This window comes from Vibrio breoganii, from assembly GCF_024346795.1.
Lineage (GTDB): Bacteria > Pseudomonadota > Gammaproteobacteria > Enterobacterales > Vibrionaceae > Vibrio > Vibrio breoganii.
The window spans coordinates 426,166-441,605 of sequence record NZ_AP024865.1; the positions used below are offsets into that span (position 1 = coordinate 426,166).

12 protein-coding genes are annotated in these 15,440 nt (G+C 45.1%); 6 read left to right on the plus strand and 6 right to left on the minus strand.

The window, feature by feature from the left end:
- Positions 1–624: 624 nt before the first annotated feature.
- The gene (locus OCU35_RS15060; RefSeq protein WP_017028687.1) at positions 625–2,472 is read left to right on the plus strand and encodes a M3 family metallopeptidase; all 1,848 of its coding nucleotides are present in this window, start codon (positions 625–627) and stop codon (positions 2,470–2,472) included.
- A 326-nt stretch (positions 2,473–2,798) separates the two neighbouring features.
- Entirely contained in the window at positions 2,799–3,155 is a 357-nt protein-coding gene (locus OCU35_RS15065) for a hypothetical protein (protein ID WP_102376835.1), read from the plus strand.
- A 72-nt stretch (positions 3,156–3,227) separates the two neighbouring features.
- On the opposite strand, the gene fruA is transcribed toward OCU35_RS15065, so the two are convergent.
- From fruA to fruB, 3 genes are read right to left on the minus strand one after another with little or no spacing between them, the layout of a single operon-like run.
- Positions 3,228–4,952 (minus strand): PTS fructose transporter subunit IIBC, encoded by a 1,725-nt coding sequence (gene fruA / locus OCU35_RS15070; RefSeq protein ID WP_261826442.1) that lies wholly within the window; start codon positions 4,950–4,952, stop codon positions 3,228–3,230.
- 11 nt (positions 4,953–4,963) lie between these two features.
- Positions 4,964–5,914 carry a 1-phosphofructokinase gene (gene pfkB, locus OCU35_RS15075; RefSeq protein WP_017028684.1) on the minus strand — a complete coding sequence of 317 codons (951 nt, stop codon included), beginning with the start codon at positions 5,912–5,914 and terminating at the stop codon, positions 4,964–4,966.
- A 10-nt stretch (positions 5,915–5,924) separates the two neighbouring features.
- Positions 5,925–7,064 carry a fused PTS fructose transporter subunit IIA/HPr protein gene (gene fruB, locus OCU35_RS15080; protein WP_026026178.1) on the minus strand — a complete coding sequence of 380 codons (1,140 nt, stop codon included), beginning with the start codon at positions 7,062–7,064 and terminating at the stop codon, positions 5,925–5,927.
- Between the two features lie 293 nt (positions 7,065–7,357).
- On the opposite strand from fruB, the gene cra reads away from it, so the two are divergent.
- On the plus strand, positions 7,358–8,347 hold the full coding sequence (cra, locus tag OCU35_RS15085) for a catabolite repressor/activator (protein WP_017028682.1): 990 nt from the start codon (positions 7,358–7,360) through the stop codon (positions 8,345–8,347).
- Positions 8,348–8,356: 9 nt separating this feature from the next.
- Here cra and OCU35_RS15090 read toward each other — a convergent pair whose 3' ends face one another.
- From OCU35_RS15090 to OCU35_RS15100, 3 genes are all read right to left on the minus strand, one after another.
- On the minus strand, positions 8,357–9,313 hold the full coding sequence (locus OCU35_RS15090) for a LysR family transcriptional regulator (protein WP_017028681.1): 957 nt from the start codon (positions 9,311–9,313) through the stop codon (positions 8,357–8,359).
- Between the two features lie 375 nt (positions 9,314–9,688).
- Positions 9,689–10,888, minus strand: a complete 1,200-nt coding sequence (locus OCU35_RS15095) for an OmpP1/FadL family transporter (RefSeq protein WP_017028678.1) — start codon at positions 10,886–10,888, stop codon at positions 9,689–9,691.
- A gap of 87 nt (positions 10,889–10,975) precedes the next feature.
- The gene (locus tag OCU35_RS15100; RefSeq protein WP_017028676.1) at positions 10,976–11,878 is read right to left on the minus strand and encodes a LysR family transcriptional regulator; all 903 of its coding nucleotides are present in this window, start codon (positions 11,876–11,878) and stop codon (positions 10,976–10,978) included.
- 105 nt (positions 11,879–11,983) lie between these two features.
- On the opposite strand from OCU35_RS15100, the gene OCU35_RS15105 reads away from it, so the two are divergent.
- The 3 genes from OCU35_RS15105 (at position 11,984) to OCU35_RS15115 (ending at position 15,431) form a co-directional block, all read left to right on the plus strand.
- Positions 11,984–12,967 (plus strand): zinc-binding dehydrogenase, encoded by a 984-nt coding sequence (locus OCU35_RS15105; RefSeq protein WP_017028674.1) that lies wholly within the window; start codon positions 11,984–11,986, stop codon positions 12,965–12,967.
- Between the two features lie 926 nt (positions 12,968–13,893).
- Positions 13,894–15,210 (plus strand): Na+/H+ antiporter NhaC family protein, encoded by a 1,317-nt coding sequence (locus tag OCU35_RS15110; RefSeq protein ID WP_026026238.1) that lies wholly within the window; start codon positions 13,894–13,896, stop codon positions 15,208–15,210.
- A gap of 95 nt (positions 15,211–15,305) precedes the next feature.
- A complete protein-coding gene (locus tag OCU35_RS15115; RefSeq protein WP_017029604.1) occupies positions 15,306–15,431 on the plus strand; it encodes a hypothetical protein in 126 nt (41 codons plus the stop codon).
- Positions 15,432–15,440: the final 9 nt, after the last annotated feature.

The following is a 15,440-nucleotide window of genomic DNA, read 5'->3' on the forward strand; positions in this document are numbered from 1 at the left end:
AATAGAATGGATAAAAAGAAGCCCCACACAGCTAAGCTGGTGGGGCAAATTTTAAAACGCAGCAATCCCGCTACAAACACATTCCCTAATACTATCCTTGCTCTGGCTAAGTCCGTTAACCCAATCCTCTGACGGTGTCCTTGAACTCAACGTCCAGTGTTGAATCTTTCGCCTCTCCTGAGGCTCTACTTCCGTGTTGACTACTTCCTAGTAATCGAATCTTCGTCCTGAAGATACCCAGTCCTTTAGGTTTTCCTTTCCTGCCAACTCCCTGTCGACAAGAAACATATTACTGTACTGGTGATTCTTATCAACGGTGTACGAGATTATACGATAAAAAACAGGTGAACGATCATTAATCAATACAATTTATTTCTATTAAATACAATGGGTTATATTGTTAGGTGGGAAGGCGTCTATATCAAAAAACACTTTATTCCCACACCGTTGTGAGAGATCTCTTACAGAGTGTAGAGACATTAGGGAACATCTCTATTTTTGCGGTAAATTGATTGATAATGCAGGCTTTATTACCTACAACTTGTATCCATATCTTTTCTATATGGTTACACTATTTTCTATAGAACTTCCCTTTAATGATCACTCAAAGGAATGAGAAAACCCATGCATCCACATCAATATCTAGACTCGTTGAACAAAGAGTATTTGGCGGTTCATCGCCAAAAAGAGGATCTATTCTGGGAAACCTATATGGGAATCTCAAACGATCAAGCGGGTTCGGCTCAAGCTGAAACCCATTGGAACCAATTTTTAAGCAATGCCGATAGACTCTCAGAAATAGAATTGCAGTTAGAGAAGCTTCAATCGACCCCATCAAATGATGAGTCTGATGCGGTTAAGGCTGGACTTGAGGGGTGGCTTGCTACGTTCAAAGCGCATGCTTTGCCTACTCGTGAAGCGCGAGAGTTGAAGGCTGATTTAATTCAATTTGAGTCTGAGCTATTTGAAAAGAAGCAGCAGCACACTCAAGTCTTTATGGATGCACAGGGCATTAAGCAAGAAGGGTCACTTCCTGTGCTTGCCGCCAATATCCGTACTAGCGATAACGAGTCGGTTAGACAGTCATCGCATCAGGCTATGCTAGATCTTGAGCAATGGTTGCTAGTGAATGGACTTTTAGATCTAGTTAAACTGCGCAATCAATTCGCTCGCTCACTGGGATATGACAATTTCTTTGACTATTCGATTGTGAAAACAGAGCAAATGACCACAACAGAATTGTTCACCATACTGGATGATTTTGAACAGCGAACTCGTGAGAGTAACTTGAACAGTCTTAGGCAGCTGGCAAGTGATAAAGGTGAGCAAGCCCTTAAAGGGCACAATTTTGTGTTCTCTTTTTCGGGTGACGCAATGCGCGATCTTGACCCGTATGTACCATTTTCACAATCGTTACGCCGATGGATTGAGTCGTTTGGTCGATTGAATATCAACTATTCGAATGCGGAGCTGACCCTAGATTTACTCGATCGCAAAGGCAAGTACCCTAATGGGTTTTGCCATGGACCTATCCCATCGTTTTACGACAACTCACAATGGGCGCCCGCTAAGGTTAACTTCACCAGCAACGCTAAACCCGATCAGGTAGGCAGTGGCTACGATGGCATTAACACCTTGTTCCATGAGGGAGGACACGCCGCACACTTTGCCAACGTGAAGATGAATGCTCCATGCTTTTCTCAAGAATTTGCTCCGACATCAATGGCTTATGCTGAAACACAGTCGATGTTTTGTGACAGTCTTTTAGAAGATAGTGACTGGCTAAAGCTCTATGCGTTGGACGAAAATGGCGTGGCCATTCCCGATTCAGTGATAAAAGCGATGATAGAGAGTAAACAGCCTTTCAAAGCCTATACTGAGCGCAGCATTCTAGTGGTACCGTACTTTGAGCGAGCCTTGTACCAATTAGCGGATGAAGAACTCACGCCTGAAAACATCACTCGATTAGCGCGTGAGATGGAGAAAAGCATCCTAGGTCTCGAATGTAGCCCAAGACCGCTAATGGCAATACCTCACTTACTATCAGATGAATCAGCCTGTGCCTATCAAGGTTACCTGTTGGCCCACATGGCGGTCTATCAAACCAGAGCCTACTTCACCAAAAAGTTTGGGTACCTAACGGATAATCCAGAGATAGGTCCTTTGCTAGAAGAGCACTACTGGCATCAAGGCAATGCGGTCAATCACAACCAAACCATCATTCAGCTCACGGGCGAAGGATTTAATGCCAAATACCTTGCTGACGAATGTAATTTGACGTCTGAACAAGCATGGCAGATAGAGCAGGATAAAATCTCTGCGCTTGCAAGCAGGCCTCGAGCTTGCGTTCACTCTCTCAATGCAAAAATCAGCATTGTCGATGGGGATAAAGAGCTTGCGAACAACGAGTTAAGTGACGAGCAAATGTGCCACGATTTTGAGCAGTATATTGTTGAACACTATGGACGTTAATTAGGCTACCTCTTGATGGTAAGGCTAAAAATTGGACATTGCTATATTCCAGTTTAAAAGCAGGGTCATTCTGGAATCTGGGTTAGTCGCTATGCCGGCCCAGCAGACTCTTAGCGTGCACATGGTTAGCTTTAGCACTCCCTAAGATCCTAGATAACAGCGATGCTGTTTCTAGGATGACAGCCTGAGGGGGGTGAAGTTTGTCGGTTGTCTCTCGTTCACAATCCGAGCTCAAGGGCGCTAGGGCTTTATCGCGACCTCTATGAGCCGAGTTAATACTTCTGTTTACCTTATACTTAAAGCTAACGGGTAAACAGGAGCCTAGCATGATTCAAGATTGCAGAGTAAATGGACGGTTATCCCTTTTAATGGTGACTGCTATCGTTTGGGCCGTGATGGCTTTTGAGGTAGTAGCTAGCGAAAAGCGAACACTTAGTTGTAAATTAGATGCTACTCCAGATTACTTCATCTACTACCCAAGCCAACTAGTATTCGAAAGTCAGGACTTTGCAATACTGCACAATTTCCAGGGTAGGGTAAGCACTCATATTGAACTGGCAACAGGGAAAATGATTCGCACAACGTTTATCGGCCAGCCTTTTGACGCTCATACACAAACACTGCAGGGAGAGTGTTTTGAGGCTAGACAGGTCATCAAGAGCTGGCCTGAAAGTGAGCAGTAGACCTCCAATAGTAGAAAATAAAAAAGGCCAGACTCGTTTCAGTGAATCTGGCCTTTTTACCTTTAGATGAGTTTACGCTGATGCTAAAACTTGCTCGTCGCGTTTTTTCAAGAATGCATAGCTAAATCCGGTAACGGCGGTACCCGCGGCAATCGCAACCAAGTACATCAGTACAGGAGAGATGGCATTTGGAATCAGCAGTACAAACAATCCACCGTGTGGTGCTAACAACTCTGCACCGAACAGCATAGAAAGCGCACCCGTTAAAGCGCCGCCAGCCATACAAGAAGGGATCACGCGCATTGGGTCTTTGGCTGCAAATGGAATTGCGCCTTCAGAAATAAAGCACAAGCCTAATACGAATGATGCCTTGCCTGCTTCACGCGCACTGGCTTCAAATTTGCTCTTGGCTAAAAAGGTTGCCAGTCCCATACCGAGTGCCGGTACCATACCCGCCGCCATGATAGCAGCCATAGGCGCATATTGTTGTGAAGCGAGTAGGCCAACACCAAAGGCATAGGCTGCTTTGTTTACCGGGCCGCCTAGGTCAAAGCACATCATTGCGCCTAGCAGAATACCTAGCATAACGGCGTTACCCGCACCCATGGTATTTAGGAAGTTCTCAAGGCCGCTCATCGTCGCTGCTACTGGGCTACCCACCACATAGATCATGACTAGGCCAGTGAAAAGAGTGGCAACAAATGGAATGATCAGGATTGGCTTGAGTGCCTCCATTGATTGCGGCAGTGACAGTTTTTCGGCAATAAACTTGGCACTGTAACCTGCGATAAAACCTGCCGCGATACCCCCAAGGAAACCGGCACCCAGCGTGCTGGCTAGCATACCTCCAACAAGACCAGGAGCCAGTCCAGGGCGATCGGCAATTGAGAAGGCAATATAGCCAGCAAGAACAGGGATCATCAGTGCAAATGCAGAGCCGCCACCGATACTCATTAAGGCTGCCGCTAATGTACCTTCTTGCTTAAACGCCTCGATACCAAATACGAAACTCAGCGCTATGATAAGACCGCCTGCTACCACTACAGGTAACATGTGCGATACGCCAGTCATAAGGTGCTGATAGACGCCTTTGCTTTCTGTAGAGACCTCGGCAGAAGCGCCCCCTTTAGCTTGATAAGGCGTTGCTTCTAAGAAGGCTTTTTCTATTTCTTGCTTGGTTTTCTTAAGGGCTGGCCCTGTCTTGGTACGGTAAAGCAGCTTACCGTTAAAGCGATCCAGTGGCACATCAATGTCCGCCGCTATGATAACAAGATCCGCTTGTTCAATATCTTGCTCTGTAAGCTGGTTTTTGGCACCAACAGAACCTCGGGTTTCAACCTTGATTTGGTGGCCCTGACGAACAGCTTCGTCTTCGAGGGCTTCAGCGGCCATAAAGGTATGTGCGACACCGGTAGGACAGGCGGTGATCGCGACAATCTTCTTACTATCAGAAGGCTCAGTACTGCTAGTGGATACGGTATCACTGGTTAGTGTTACGGCATATTGTTGAGCGTTCTCGATAAATGCGCTGGCATTTTTAACCGCATCTTTGATGCTACCTTGATAGACTTTTTTGTTCACAAGGCGTGATGTATCGATCGCAGTGTCTGAAGCGATAATGACAATTTCAGCGTCATCGATATCTTTCTTGCTAAGGACATAGCCTTCAATGACGTTGGATTGGCATTCAATTTTTGCATCAAGGTTAAGCTCTTTAGCCGCTTTTTCTAAAAGGCCTGCAGCAATGATGCTGTTCGCGACACCACTTGGGCAGGCTGTGATAATTGCAATGTTCATAGGGCAGTCCTTTATTTTGATATTATTGTTTGTTGTACATTGACCTGACTAATGGCCTGTTCAAGCAGTGTTTGGCTTGGGATACCGACTCCGATTTGCGATACCGCTAAGGCAGATAAGGCGGTAGCAAAGCGCAGTAGCGCTTCTTTTTCCATATCTTGCATATGCCCCCAGCACAGACCTGCGACTAAGGTATCGCCGGCGCCAACGGTGCTAACGACTTCCATTTTTGGTGGCTTTGAGAATAACCACTGACCTTGGTTAAGCCACATCACGCCTTGTGCGCCCATCGAAACAACTATGTTTTCGATGCCTTTATTAGCCAGCTCAAGGGCGGCTTGTTGACACTCGTTTGCGTTATTCAATGGCCTTCCAACAAACTCCGCTAGCTCTTCATCGTTGGGCTTGATCAGCCAAGGCTGTGCTTCTAGACCTGCAGACAATGCGGCGCGGCTGCTGTCGAACAGCACCTTCTTGTCCATGGCATGAAGTTTTTTGACCCAAGATGCGCACAGTTCAGGGCTAACACCTTGAGGAAGGCTACCCGCTATCACAAAATAATCGTGGTCTTTAGCAAGCTCAAAGAGGGTTTCTTCAAAGTGCTCAATATCGCCTTGTGTGACTTGTACGCCAGGAAAGTTAATATCACTGACCTTGCCACTATCCTCAACAAGCTTAACGTTGATGCGGGTTGCCCCTTCTACTTGAACGAAAGCATCGCGCGCTTTGATATCATTGAAAAGCTGGCTGAAAAGCTCGGGGTTATCCTTTCCTAGAAAGCCTGTGACGGTGACTTCAGCACCAAGCTCGCTGAGTACCTTTGCTACGTTTACACCCTTACCAGCCGCATGTAACGTGCCTGATTTCACTAAGCTTATAGAGCCCTGATTAAGACTATCTAAGCTTCCCGTGAGATCTAATGCCGGGTTGAGAGTTACGGTTACAACTTTTATGGTCTTCATGCTTGCCTCCTTACCCTTCACCTAGACCAGACTCAATGGCTTTACCTATACCTTCAAGAGCCTGTTTGGCATCACTGCCGTCAGCACTGAACTGCAATTGATGACCGTGTTTTACGCCCATGGCAATTACCTTCATTAGGCTTTTCGCATTAACAGGCTTTGCCTCGCCATCTAGGTTACAAACAGTGATCTTAGATTCAAACTTTTTGGCTTCAGCCACTAACATAGCGCCTGGACGAGCATGCAAACCATGAGCATTTTTGATGGTGAACACAGCGCTATTGTCAGATGATTCTGTGTTCGAAGAAGCTGGCGATTCTTCACCGGTAAACAAAGTAATCAGGCGTTCTGCAGATGCTTGTAATAATTCATTTTGTTTACCTGATGCGACAGTGTCCACAAGGATGTTGAGCATGGATTGATGCACATCGCTGTTGGCAGAAAACGCCACCAAACCTTTAACTAATTCTCCCTCAAACTCACATTGGTTTGATGTGGTAACAAACGACATTGCTGTGCGTTTAGCGCCGTTATCACTTGCCACTAACCATAAACCTTGACCTAGGTGGGTAGGGGACTTGGTTACGAGGTCTGCAACAAATTCGTTTTCAACACATCCGGTATTTTTTAGTAAGCCACCTGCAACTGCTGCCATTTGCAACATATCGCTTGCAGGGAAGTTCAACTGAATAAGTGAGGCATCAAAGTCGGCTTTGAGCTGAACTTCGCCATTAAGTAGGGCAATGATCTGCTGCGCGTTCTCTGCTTGTTTGAGTTTATCTTCAACGCTGTCTGCGGAGAGAACCTTAGTGAGTTGCTTTAGGATACCAAGGTGCTCATCAGATTTAGCCGCAATACCAATGGCTAGGTAAACGGTGTTGCCGTCGCCCCAATCAACACCCTCTGGGAAATGATGCACAGCGACACCGGTATTGTGAACCAGTGAGCGAGTGTCAACGGTGCCGTGAGGAATGGCGATGCCGTTGCCTAAAAATGTAGAGTTCTGTGACTCACGGTTAAGCATCCCTTCCACATAGCCCGCATCGACAAGGTTTTTGCTTGTTAGGGTTTTTGCAATGTCTTGAATCGCTGCCGCTTTATCCGCTGCACTTTGCTGCAACCTAATATCGTTTTCATTTATTGTGAGCATATCCGCCTCAGTGTTATCTAAAATCGCACTCTCTAAGTCGTGCTTTATATTGATGCTAAATCGGTTCAGCAAGTCAGCAAATAAAAATTTCAATCGATTGTACAACCGATGAAATCCTTGGTTGAGCTCTATATATCGATACGAATGTGTCAAAATAGTGATAGTCATCAGCAATTTTGATCATGCTTAACCGTTTCAGCTTTTATAGTTAACCGATTCAGCTTATAGTTCAATAAAAAGAAAGTATTGATCTGGATAACTATGATCAAGTGCACAAATCATTAGGATCATGAATGACTTTAGAAGAGATAGCTAAACTGGCCGGTGTATCAAAAACGACAGCGAGCTATGTGATCAATGGCAAGGCCAAAAAGTATCGCATTAGTGAGAAAACACAGCAGAAAGTAATGGCTGTGGTTGATGAGCACAAGTTCCGTCCCGATCATGCCGCTTCTTCCTTGAGAGCTGGCAGCAGTCGTTCTTTTGGCTTGATCATTCCTGATCTAGAGAACGCCAGTTATGCACGACTTGCCAAATTATTAGAGCAAAACTCGCGACAAGCGGGTTACCAGATCCTCATTGGTTGCTCCGATGATGACCCTAAAACTGAACAGGCTTTGGCTGAAGCGCTAGTGAGCCGCAGGATAGATGCCTTGTTTGTGGCAACATCCATGCCTGATGCCAATGAGTATTATCAATTATTACTGCAAAAAGGTACGCCTGTGATTGCGCTCGATCGTCCGTTAGATGATGAGGTGTTCAGTTGTGTGGTGAGTGAAGACTTTGAGGCCGCCTTGCAACTGACAAAGTCTATCTTAAGCAGTGACGTGAAGAGTGTCGGCTTAATTGGCGCTTTGCCCAACTTGCCAGTATCTAGAGATCGTCAATTGGGTTTAGAAGCAGCGATCAAGAATAAAGGCATCGATTTGAAATTGGCCTATGGCGACCATTTCTCGGCAGATGAAGGACGACGTCTTGTGCAAGAGTGGGTCGCTTTCGATTGCCTGCCTGATGCGATTGTGTGCACGTCATATACTTTACTTGAGGGCGTATTAGATGTTGTGTTACCGGATGCAGAGCTTGTTCAGCGCATACATATAGGGACCTTTGGTGATAACCGTCTATTGGATTTTATCCCATTAAAAGTGAACACCATGGCGCAACGTTTCGAAGAGATCGCAGATAGTGCGTTAGCACTGGCATTGAATGCGAGTGCTAAACGCTATGAACCTGGAGTGGAGTTTATTGAGAGAGCGTTGAAGGTTCGTGCTAAACGCCTCTAACAACAGTTATCAATTCTGAGCTGCGAATGCCTTATCTCGCAAGGTATCTAAGATCAATTGCTTGAGCCATTGATGCGCGGCACTGTTTAATGTGCGCTTATGCTCAACCAAGTACACCTTGATATCCAATTTGGGATCTCCCTGGATTTCAAATACTGGGTCGAGTCTATGTTCGAAGTCATCAATACTTATCAACGAATGTGTTGAGGTGAGCAATTTATCTGAGTCTTGCATCGCATCGATGAGTGTATTGATCTGACCACTCTTAAACACAATATCTCGTTTTAGACCTTTGTTTTCAAGGTAGGTATCAATTGGGTTATGAGTCTCTGATACTGACCTTAGATCTAGGTTAAGATCGACAAATTGATACTCAAGGCAGTCCTTCAGTGTAGTGTCACTTTTTTTCGTAAGCGGGTGGCCTGCAATCCCATAAAATACTGCATAGGTACTACCAATGAGTTCGCTAGGAAACTCTTGGGCATTTGCTGGCTTTTCTATATGTATCGAGAAATCAACAGCACGATCTTTGAGTAAGGTAGTAGGGTCTAGTGAAGCTGGATATTCTACTAAGCTAGCGTTGGGTGCCGCACGCATTATTTCTTTGATCAGTGGCACAGACAGCTGGCGACTCATCAAAGGGGGTAGTGAAATGCGAAAGGTTTGGTCGCAGCTTTGCGGTGAAAATTGAGTACTATCAATTAGTTTACTTACTGATAGCAATATTTCGCTTAGCGGCTCTTGCAGGGTGAGTGCTTTCTCTGTTGGCTGTAGGCCTGCAGATTCTCTATAAAAAAGAGGATCATCAAACACATCCCTAAGTCTTTTTAGGGTGCGACTCATGGCCGGCTGCGACAGATAAAGCGTTTCTGCAGCTCTGGAAACATTCTTTTCTTTTAATAAAACACTTAATGAGACCAGTAGGTTCAAGTCCAGTCGAGACAACTGCTGTTCGAGAGATTTCATGTTATACACTCAAGTTATATTAGTTTAAGAGTAAAAACTTTTAGACGAATATTACTATAGATGGAAATCTCACAAAAAGCAGTCCAGATGCGAACTTTTATAACTAAAACTTTAAATTAATCATTAAGTTAGTTTTTCTTCTAACATGGCACGAATTAGACGCTCTTTGCTTTCGCAGGGTAGGCGGCTGAAAAGTCGTTCTAGAGAATAGATAGGTAGAGTGAGCAGGGTTTGTATATCTTGAGGGTTAGGAGCTTTGATGAAGTACAAATTTGTTACCTTCTGTTAGTCGTTGCTCCATCCGTGGGGTTGTTTTAGTCCGTCGATTTATTAATTTTGAAGAGCGGCTCATTGAGCCACTCATTTTATAAATGCTTAAAAGGTGTAGCCGAGTCCAACGAAGTGGACTTTACCGGTAAAGTGCCCGTTGAGGTCTTTAACTAGACCTGATTGAGCGATATCCATGTCGCCAAAATCTGCGAATTCGTAGTAGATATCGAGTGTGTTTTTGTCCCACGTTTTCGAAACGCCTAATGAGTATCTATGCTGCTCACCAACGGGTAAGTCTGGAGACTGATTGGCTTTATCATCCAGCGGTGATGTCTCATAAGAGTAGCCCGCTTTTAGTGCCCAGTTATTGCGAAGTTTGTACTCGCCACCAAAGCCAAAGTGCCAAACATCCTCGAACTCTCTATTAATGAGATAAGGTAGGTCACTGTTTGGGTAATCAAGTTCAACCAGTGTTTTTTGCCACTTACTCCAATCATGCCATTGGATAGAGGTCATTAGTGTCACGTTACTGTTAATTTTATAGCTTGCACTAATGTCTACCATTGCGGGAGTTACTAAAGGTGCACCATATCGCCCGCTAGCGAGCAATTGGTCATTGTCCGTGTACAAATTAGAAGTGCCAGAAAACTCATGCTCTAACTGAGATCGATAGGAAATACCGACTTTTGTTTGTTCTGAAACATCAAACATCAGTCCTAGGTTGTAACCAAAAGCAAGACTGTCTTCGGTCTCTAGCTCAATGTTATTGGTATTCGCATTGATCAATGCATAGTCAACTTGCAATCCAGCAGCAAAAGCAACGTTATCATCAATTCGATAGGCTACAGATGGGTTAAATTGGTAGGTCACTAGAGCAACATCGGTTAATTGGTTCGCACCTTCCCACTCATATCCATAGTCTAGTGCCGCTCCACCACGCGATGAAAAAGCGATACCGAAAGCCCATTTATCGTTGATGTGGTGGTTGCTGAAATAGCTGATAAGCGGCATGGTTTTATTAGAATCCGCGCCAACGCCACCATTCGCGTCTGTGTACTCCATATCTAGATTCAACACCGTCGCATTGATAGTGTGACGCTCTTCGTCCATAAAGCTCAGTGTTGCTGGATTGGTCCATATCGCAGCTGCATTACCAGTATAAACGCCATCGCCAGCACCACCGGTGCCCATATTAGCGTAGCTTGCTTCAGCCAGAAAAATACCACTGGCACTGGCGGTAGAAGATGCAACAGAAATACCTATTGCGATAGAAATATGATTGCAACGAGAACGAGCAAACGACATAACACCAACCCTAAAATATGAAACTTCTAATAGGATAAAGGGGCAGTGCTATGTTGAGTAATGATAAAAGTTGATTTCAGATATTACTCAAGTGGATTTCGGTTCGTTAATCGAGTCTTGGATCAGGGCAACAAACTGATGGTATCGGCTCGGTAGCGGTCGATCTTTCTTTGAAATCAGGTACAGCTCATCTTCGACATTCGTATTTGGTTCGTGGATATAGAGGTCTGGGTAAAAGGGAGAGGAAAGCACAGCACTCAAGGGCAAAACGGTGAAGCCTATGCCTTGTGCCACAGGGTATAAGATCTGACTCAGCTGGTTGATGTAGGTAATGCGCTTCAGCTCGCGAATTGAAATGTCAGCGAGTTCCTTGTTCCCGCACTCTTCTAAATACTTGGCGAGATACTGCTGACCGTCTGGATGATCAACCAATCCAAGTTGCTGTAACACTTCGCCATTGAGGCTGGTTTTAGAATGCTTCTTTGGTAATACCAAGCATAGTGACTCTGTACCTATTCGAGTAACCTCAAACTCAGCTTGATTGGGCACTTGCGTGACCAGACCGAATAGTGAGTGGCCTTGTTGCACGTATTCACAAATGCGTTTGTTAGGTGCTGCCTCAAATTTTATCTTTAGGTTTTGATGCTCTGACTGTAGTGCAATAAATTTAGGAAATAACCATTGGGCCAGTGCACCAGAGCACGCAAGTTTGATGCTACCGCTATAGGGATCATCAGTTTGTAGGGTATTGAGCAGGTTCTGTTGCTGCTCCATGAGATCGCAGGCGTATTTATAAACAATATGGCCTTGCTCTGTAAGCTCAAAGCTTTTGCCTTTTTTGATCAGTAGAGGGGTACCGCAGGCTTGTTCTAGTTTTTGTATATGTTGAGTAACCCCAGGTTGAGTCATGAAGAGTGCTTCCGCAGTGCGAGTGAAATGGTTGACTTCGACTAAGGTTTTGAAGGTTTTAAGCCAGGTAGGGTTCAACATATTGTTATAAATATTCTTTATTGAGTTATTTATAAATCATAATTTTACATGCAGTTAATGCAAGATAAACTTAGTGCTAGATAGACAATTTAAAAGGAAACTTGAATGAAAGCGCTCACATACAATGCTAGCAGCGACCAATTTGTCCTCAAGCAACTCTCTATGCCTCAGATAGAGACGGGGTGGGATGTTGTAGTAAAGGTCGATGCTGTTGCTCTTAATCCTGTGGATTCTAAAGTACACTTATGGAAAGGCATGGTTGAAAACATGGACGACAATTTTGTAGGTGGCTTGGATGTAGCCGGAGAGATTGTCGAGGTTGGAGATAAAGTCATTGAGTGGAGCGTAGGCGACAGAGTGCTGTACCACGGCAATATGCGCCGAACTCAAGGCGGGTTTGCTGAATATGCCGTGCAAGACTCTCGCACTCTGATTGAGCATCCCGATACTGATTCTGCAGTCGCTGCAGCAACACCCTGTGCAGGCTGGACAGCATGGTGCGCGTTGGTAGATAAGCTGGATATTGCTAAACGAGATTCTATTTTCATCGCTGGTGGTTCAGGCGGTGTAGGGAGTTTCGCGATCCAACTGGCGAAACATTATAAAGTGCCGACGATTATCACTACCTGCTCAGCCAAGAATCATAAATTTGTCGAAGAGTTAGGTGCCACACATTGCATCGACTACCTTGAGTCGGATGTTGTCGCTAAGGTAGATGAAATTATGCAAGGCAAAGGCGTCGAAGTCGCCCTTGATTGTGTGGGTGGAGACAATGATATTTTGTGCAGCAAAGTCTTAGGCTACCAAGGTCAAATGGTAGAACTTGTTCAGGTTGTTCGTCCAGAAGCGTACGACAATGCCTTTCTTCGAGGGTTGAGCTTTCACCAGCTTAGTTTAGGGTCTGGGCATGTAAATCATCGCCGAGGTCGCAACGCCATTGTCAGCGCAGGAAATGCGTTTAACCTGCTATTAGAACAAGGCGAAATTACGATGCCTCAGTTGCAGATCATCTCTCTAGATGAAGCAGGCGATGCTCTGACAAAAATCAGAGAACAGAGAACGGTTGGGAAGGTTGTGGTTACGTTTTGAGTTACCTCAGATGCCCGATAAGAGACTTCGGGCATGACAAAAGTTCGTCACCTTCGAGTGCTTTTATCGGAGGTCTAGGTACTTCCTTTGCTAGTTACTCGGTATAGCAGATGCCCGATAAGAGACTTCGGGCATGACCAAAGTTCGTCACCTCCGAGCGCTTTTATCGGAGGTCTAAGTACTTCTTTACGAGTTACTTGGCATAACAGATGCCCGATAAAAGACTTCGGGCATGACAAAATCTCGTCACCTCCGAGTGCTTCTATCGGAGGTCTAAGTACTTCCTTTACGAGTTACTTGGTATAGCAGATGCCCGATAAGAGACTTCGGGCATGACAAAAACTCGTCACCTCCGAGCGCTTTTATCGGAGGTCTGGGTATTTTCTTTGTGAGTTACTTGGTATAGCAGATGCCCGATAAGAGACTTCGGGCATGACAAAAGTTCGTCACCTTCGATCGCTTTTATCGAAGGTCTGGGTGCTTTCTTTGTAAGTTATTCGTTATAGTAGATGCCCGATAAAAGACTTCGGGCATGACGTAATGATGGCTTTGACACGAGCGTAGTGAGAAGTTTGACGACTGATAGCTGATAGCTGATAGCTGATAGCTGATAGCTGATAGCATTCAGCGGTCAGTTTTTTAGGACCTAGGTTCTTCCATATTTGTCATTCTGGAAGTTGCATAGCAACTATCCGGTATGCCGGCTCAGCAGAATCTTAGGTAGTGACCAACTCACCCATAACATCCCTTACTCTTCATCACTAATATTCAAACCCAGCACTACCTAAGATCCTCGATTAAAGACTTCGAGGATGACATCATTTTTAGCATAATCAGAATTCATGGCGGTTTAGACGTCTAGACGTTGACAATATAGCGGTATGCCACTAGTCTACGCGCTCTTTTGTTTTTGTGATCTTGGTAACATGTCTAACGCTACTCCCCCTACTTCTATATCGCCTTCTTTTAAGGCGTTATTACCCCTGTTTTTATTCCTCGCACTTTTCATTGGTACAGGTGTGTATATGACGCTTCAAGAAGTGGAGATGGCGTTCTATCAATTGCCAGCGCCGGTAGCAGCATTACCTGCTGTTGTGTTGGGTATTGTGTTAAGCAAAGACAAGCTGAATACCGCTATCGAACAGTTTCTGCGAGGTGTTGGGCATACTGACATTATCGCTATGTGTGTCATCTACTTGCTAGCCGGTGCATTTGCCGCTGTAGCGAGTGCGACTGGCGGTGTAGAAGCGACGGTAAATCTGGGACTGACGATGATCCCAACAGCGCTTATCTTGCCTGGCATATTCATAATCTCTGCATTCATTGCTACATCGATGGGTACCTCCATGGGCACCATTGCCGCTGTTGCGCCTGTGGCTCTTGGAATTGCCAACGCCGCTGATATGGACGTAGCACTGACTGCGGGTGTTGTATTGAGCGGGGCTATGTTTGGTGACAACCTATCGATTATTTCTGATACCACCATAGCGGCGACTCGCTCGCAAGGCTGTCAGATGCGCGATAAGTTCAAAGAGAACATCCGTATTGCTTTGCCGGCGGCGCTTTTGGCATTGGTGCTGTTTGGTATTAATAGTAAGGCATCACAAGTGCCGAGTGTTGAAGCGGTAGATTGGATTAAGGTCATACCTTATCTGACCATCTTGGTATTGGCAGTATCGGGCGTGAATGTGTTCGTGGTACTGAGTTTAGGTATAGTGCTAGCAGGAGCAATTGGATTTGTATCTACGACTGACTATACCGTGAGCGGCTTTGCAAATGATATCTACACAGGCTTTGGCAATATGCAGGAGATATTCCTATTGTCGATGCTGATTGGCGGTATCAGTGCCCTAATGAAGCAGCAAGGCGGCTTGGCGTACATTACCGACCGAGTGAGTCGAATGATTCGTGGCCATAAGAACAGCCAACGCGGGGCGGAGATGGGTATTGCTTCGGTGGTGAGTCTAACCAACCTTTGTACTGCTAATAATACGGTATCCATTATCGTTGCGGGTGGCGTAGCTAAAGAATTAGCACAAGAGAACCAGGTATCCGCGAAACGAAGCGCTAGCTTATTAGATATCTATTCTTGCGTTATTCAAGGCGTATTACCGTACGGCGCTCAGATTTTATTATTAGGCTCTATCTTTGGTTTATCACCACTGGCAGTGGTGGCTAATTCATATTATTGTTTCTTCTTGGCTATTGCAGCGGCATTGACCATTATCATAGGTAAGCGTTAATCTAATAAAGCCGTCAACAGGCCCTAAGAAATTCAGCGACATCAGAGCCATGCAGATAAAGTGGCTCTTGTCGTACTCGAGCAGTGGAGAAAGGAATGCCTCAATTAACAACTCTAGAAAAAACGCTGATAGTGAGTAGCACATTTGTCCTTATTGGCACGTTTTTCACAGAGGATATGATTGGTTTCTTTGACTTTATGATTGATGTGTTGTCTTTCTAAATTATTCCA

What these genes read in the sequence shown, in the direction of transcription:
- OCU35_RS15060 (WP_017028687.1), top strand. Translation starts at nt 625, where the DNA reads ATGCATCCACATCAATATCTAGACTCGTTGAACAAAGAGTATTTGGCG.
- OCU35_RS15065 (WP_102376835.1), top strand. Translation starts at nt 2,799, where the DNA reads ATGATTCAAGATTGCAGAGTAAATGGACGGTTATCCCTTTTAATGGTG.
- fruA (WP_261826442.1), bottom strand. Translation starts at nt 4,952, where the DNA reads ATGAACATTGCAATTATCACAGCCTGCCCAAGTGGTGTCGCGAACAGC.
- pfkB (WP_017028684.1), bottom strand. Translation starts at nt 5,914, where the DNA reads ATGAAGACCATAAAAGTTGTAACCGTAACTCTCAACCCGGCATTAGAT.
- fruB (WP_026026178.1), bottom strand. Translation starts at nt 7,064, where the DNA reads ATGCTCACAATAAATGAAAACGATATTAGGTTGCAGCAAAGTGCAGCG.
- cra (WP_017028682.1), top strand. Translation starts at nt 7,358, where the DNA reads ATGACTTTAGAAGAGATAGCTAAACTGGCCGGTGTATCAAAAACGACA.
- OCU35_RS15090 (WP_017028681.1), bottom strand. Translation starts at nt 9,313, where the DNA reads ATGAAATCTCTCGAACAGCAGTTGTCTCGACTGGACTTGAACCTACTG.
- OCU35_RS15095 (WP_017028678.1), bottom strand. Translation starts at nt 10,888, where the DNA reads ATGTCGTTTGCTCGTTCTCGTTGCAATCATATTTCTATCGCAATAGGT.
- OCU35_RS15100 (WP_017028676.1), bottom strand. Translation starts at nt 11,878, where the DNA reads ATGTTGAACCCTACCTGGCTTAAAACCTTCAAAACCTTAGTCGAAGTC.
- OCU35_RS15105 (WP_017028674.1), top strand. Translation starts at nt 11,984, where the DNA reads ATGAAAGCGCTCACATACAATGCTAGCAGCGACCAATTTGTCCTCAAG.
- OCU35_RS15110 (WP_026026238.1), top strand. Translation starts at nt 13,894, where the DNA reads ATGTCTAACGCTACTCCCCCTACTTCTATATCGCCTTCTTTTAAGGCG.
- OCU35_RS15115 (WP_017029604.1), top strand. Translation starts at nt 15,306, where the DNA reads ATGCCTCAATTAACAACTCTAGAAAAAACGCTGATAGTGAGTAGCACA.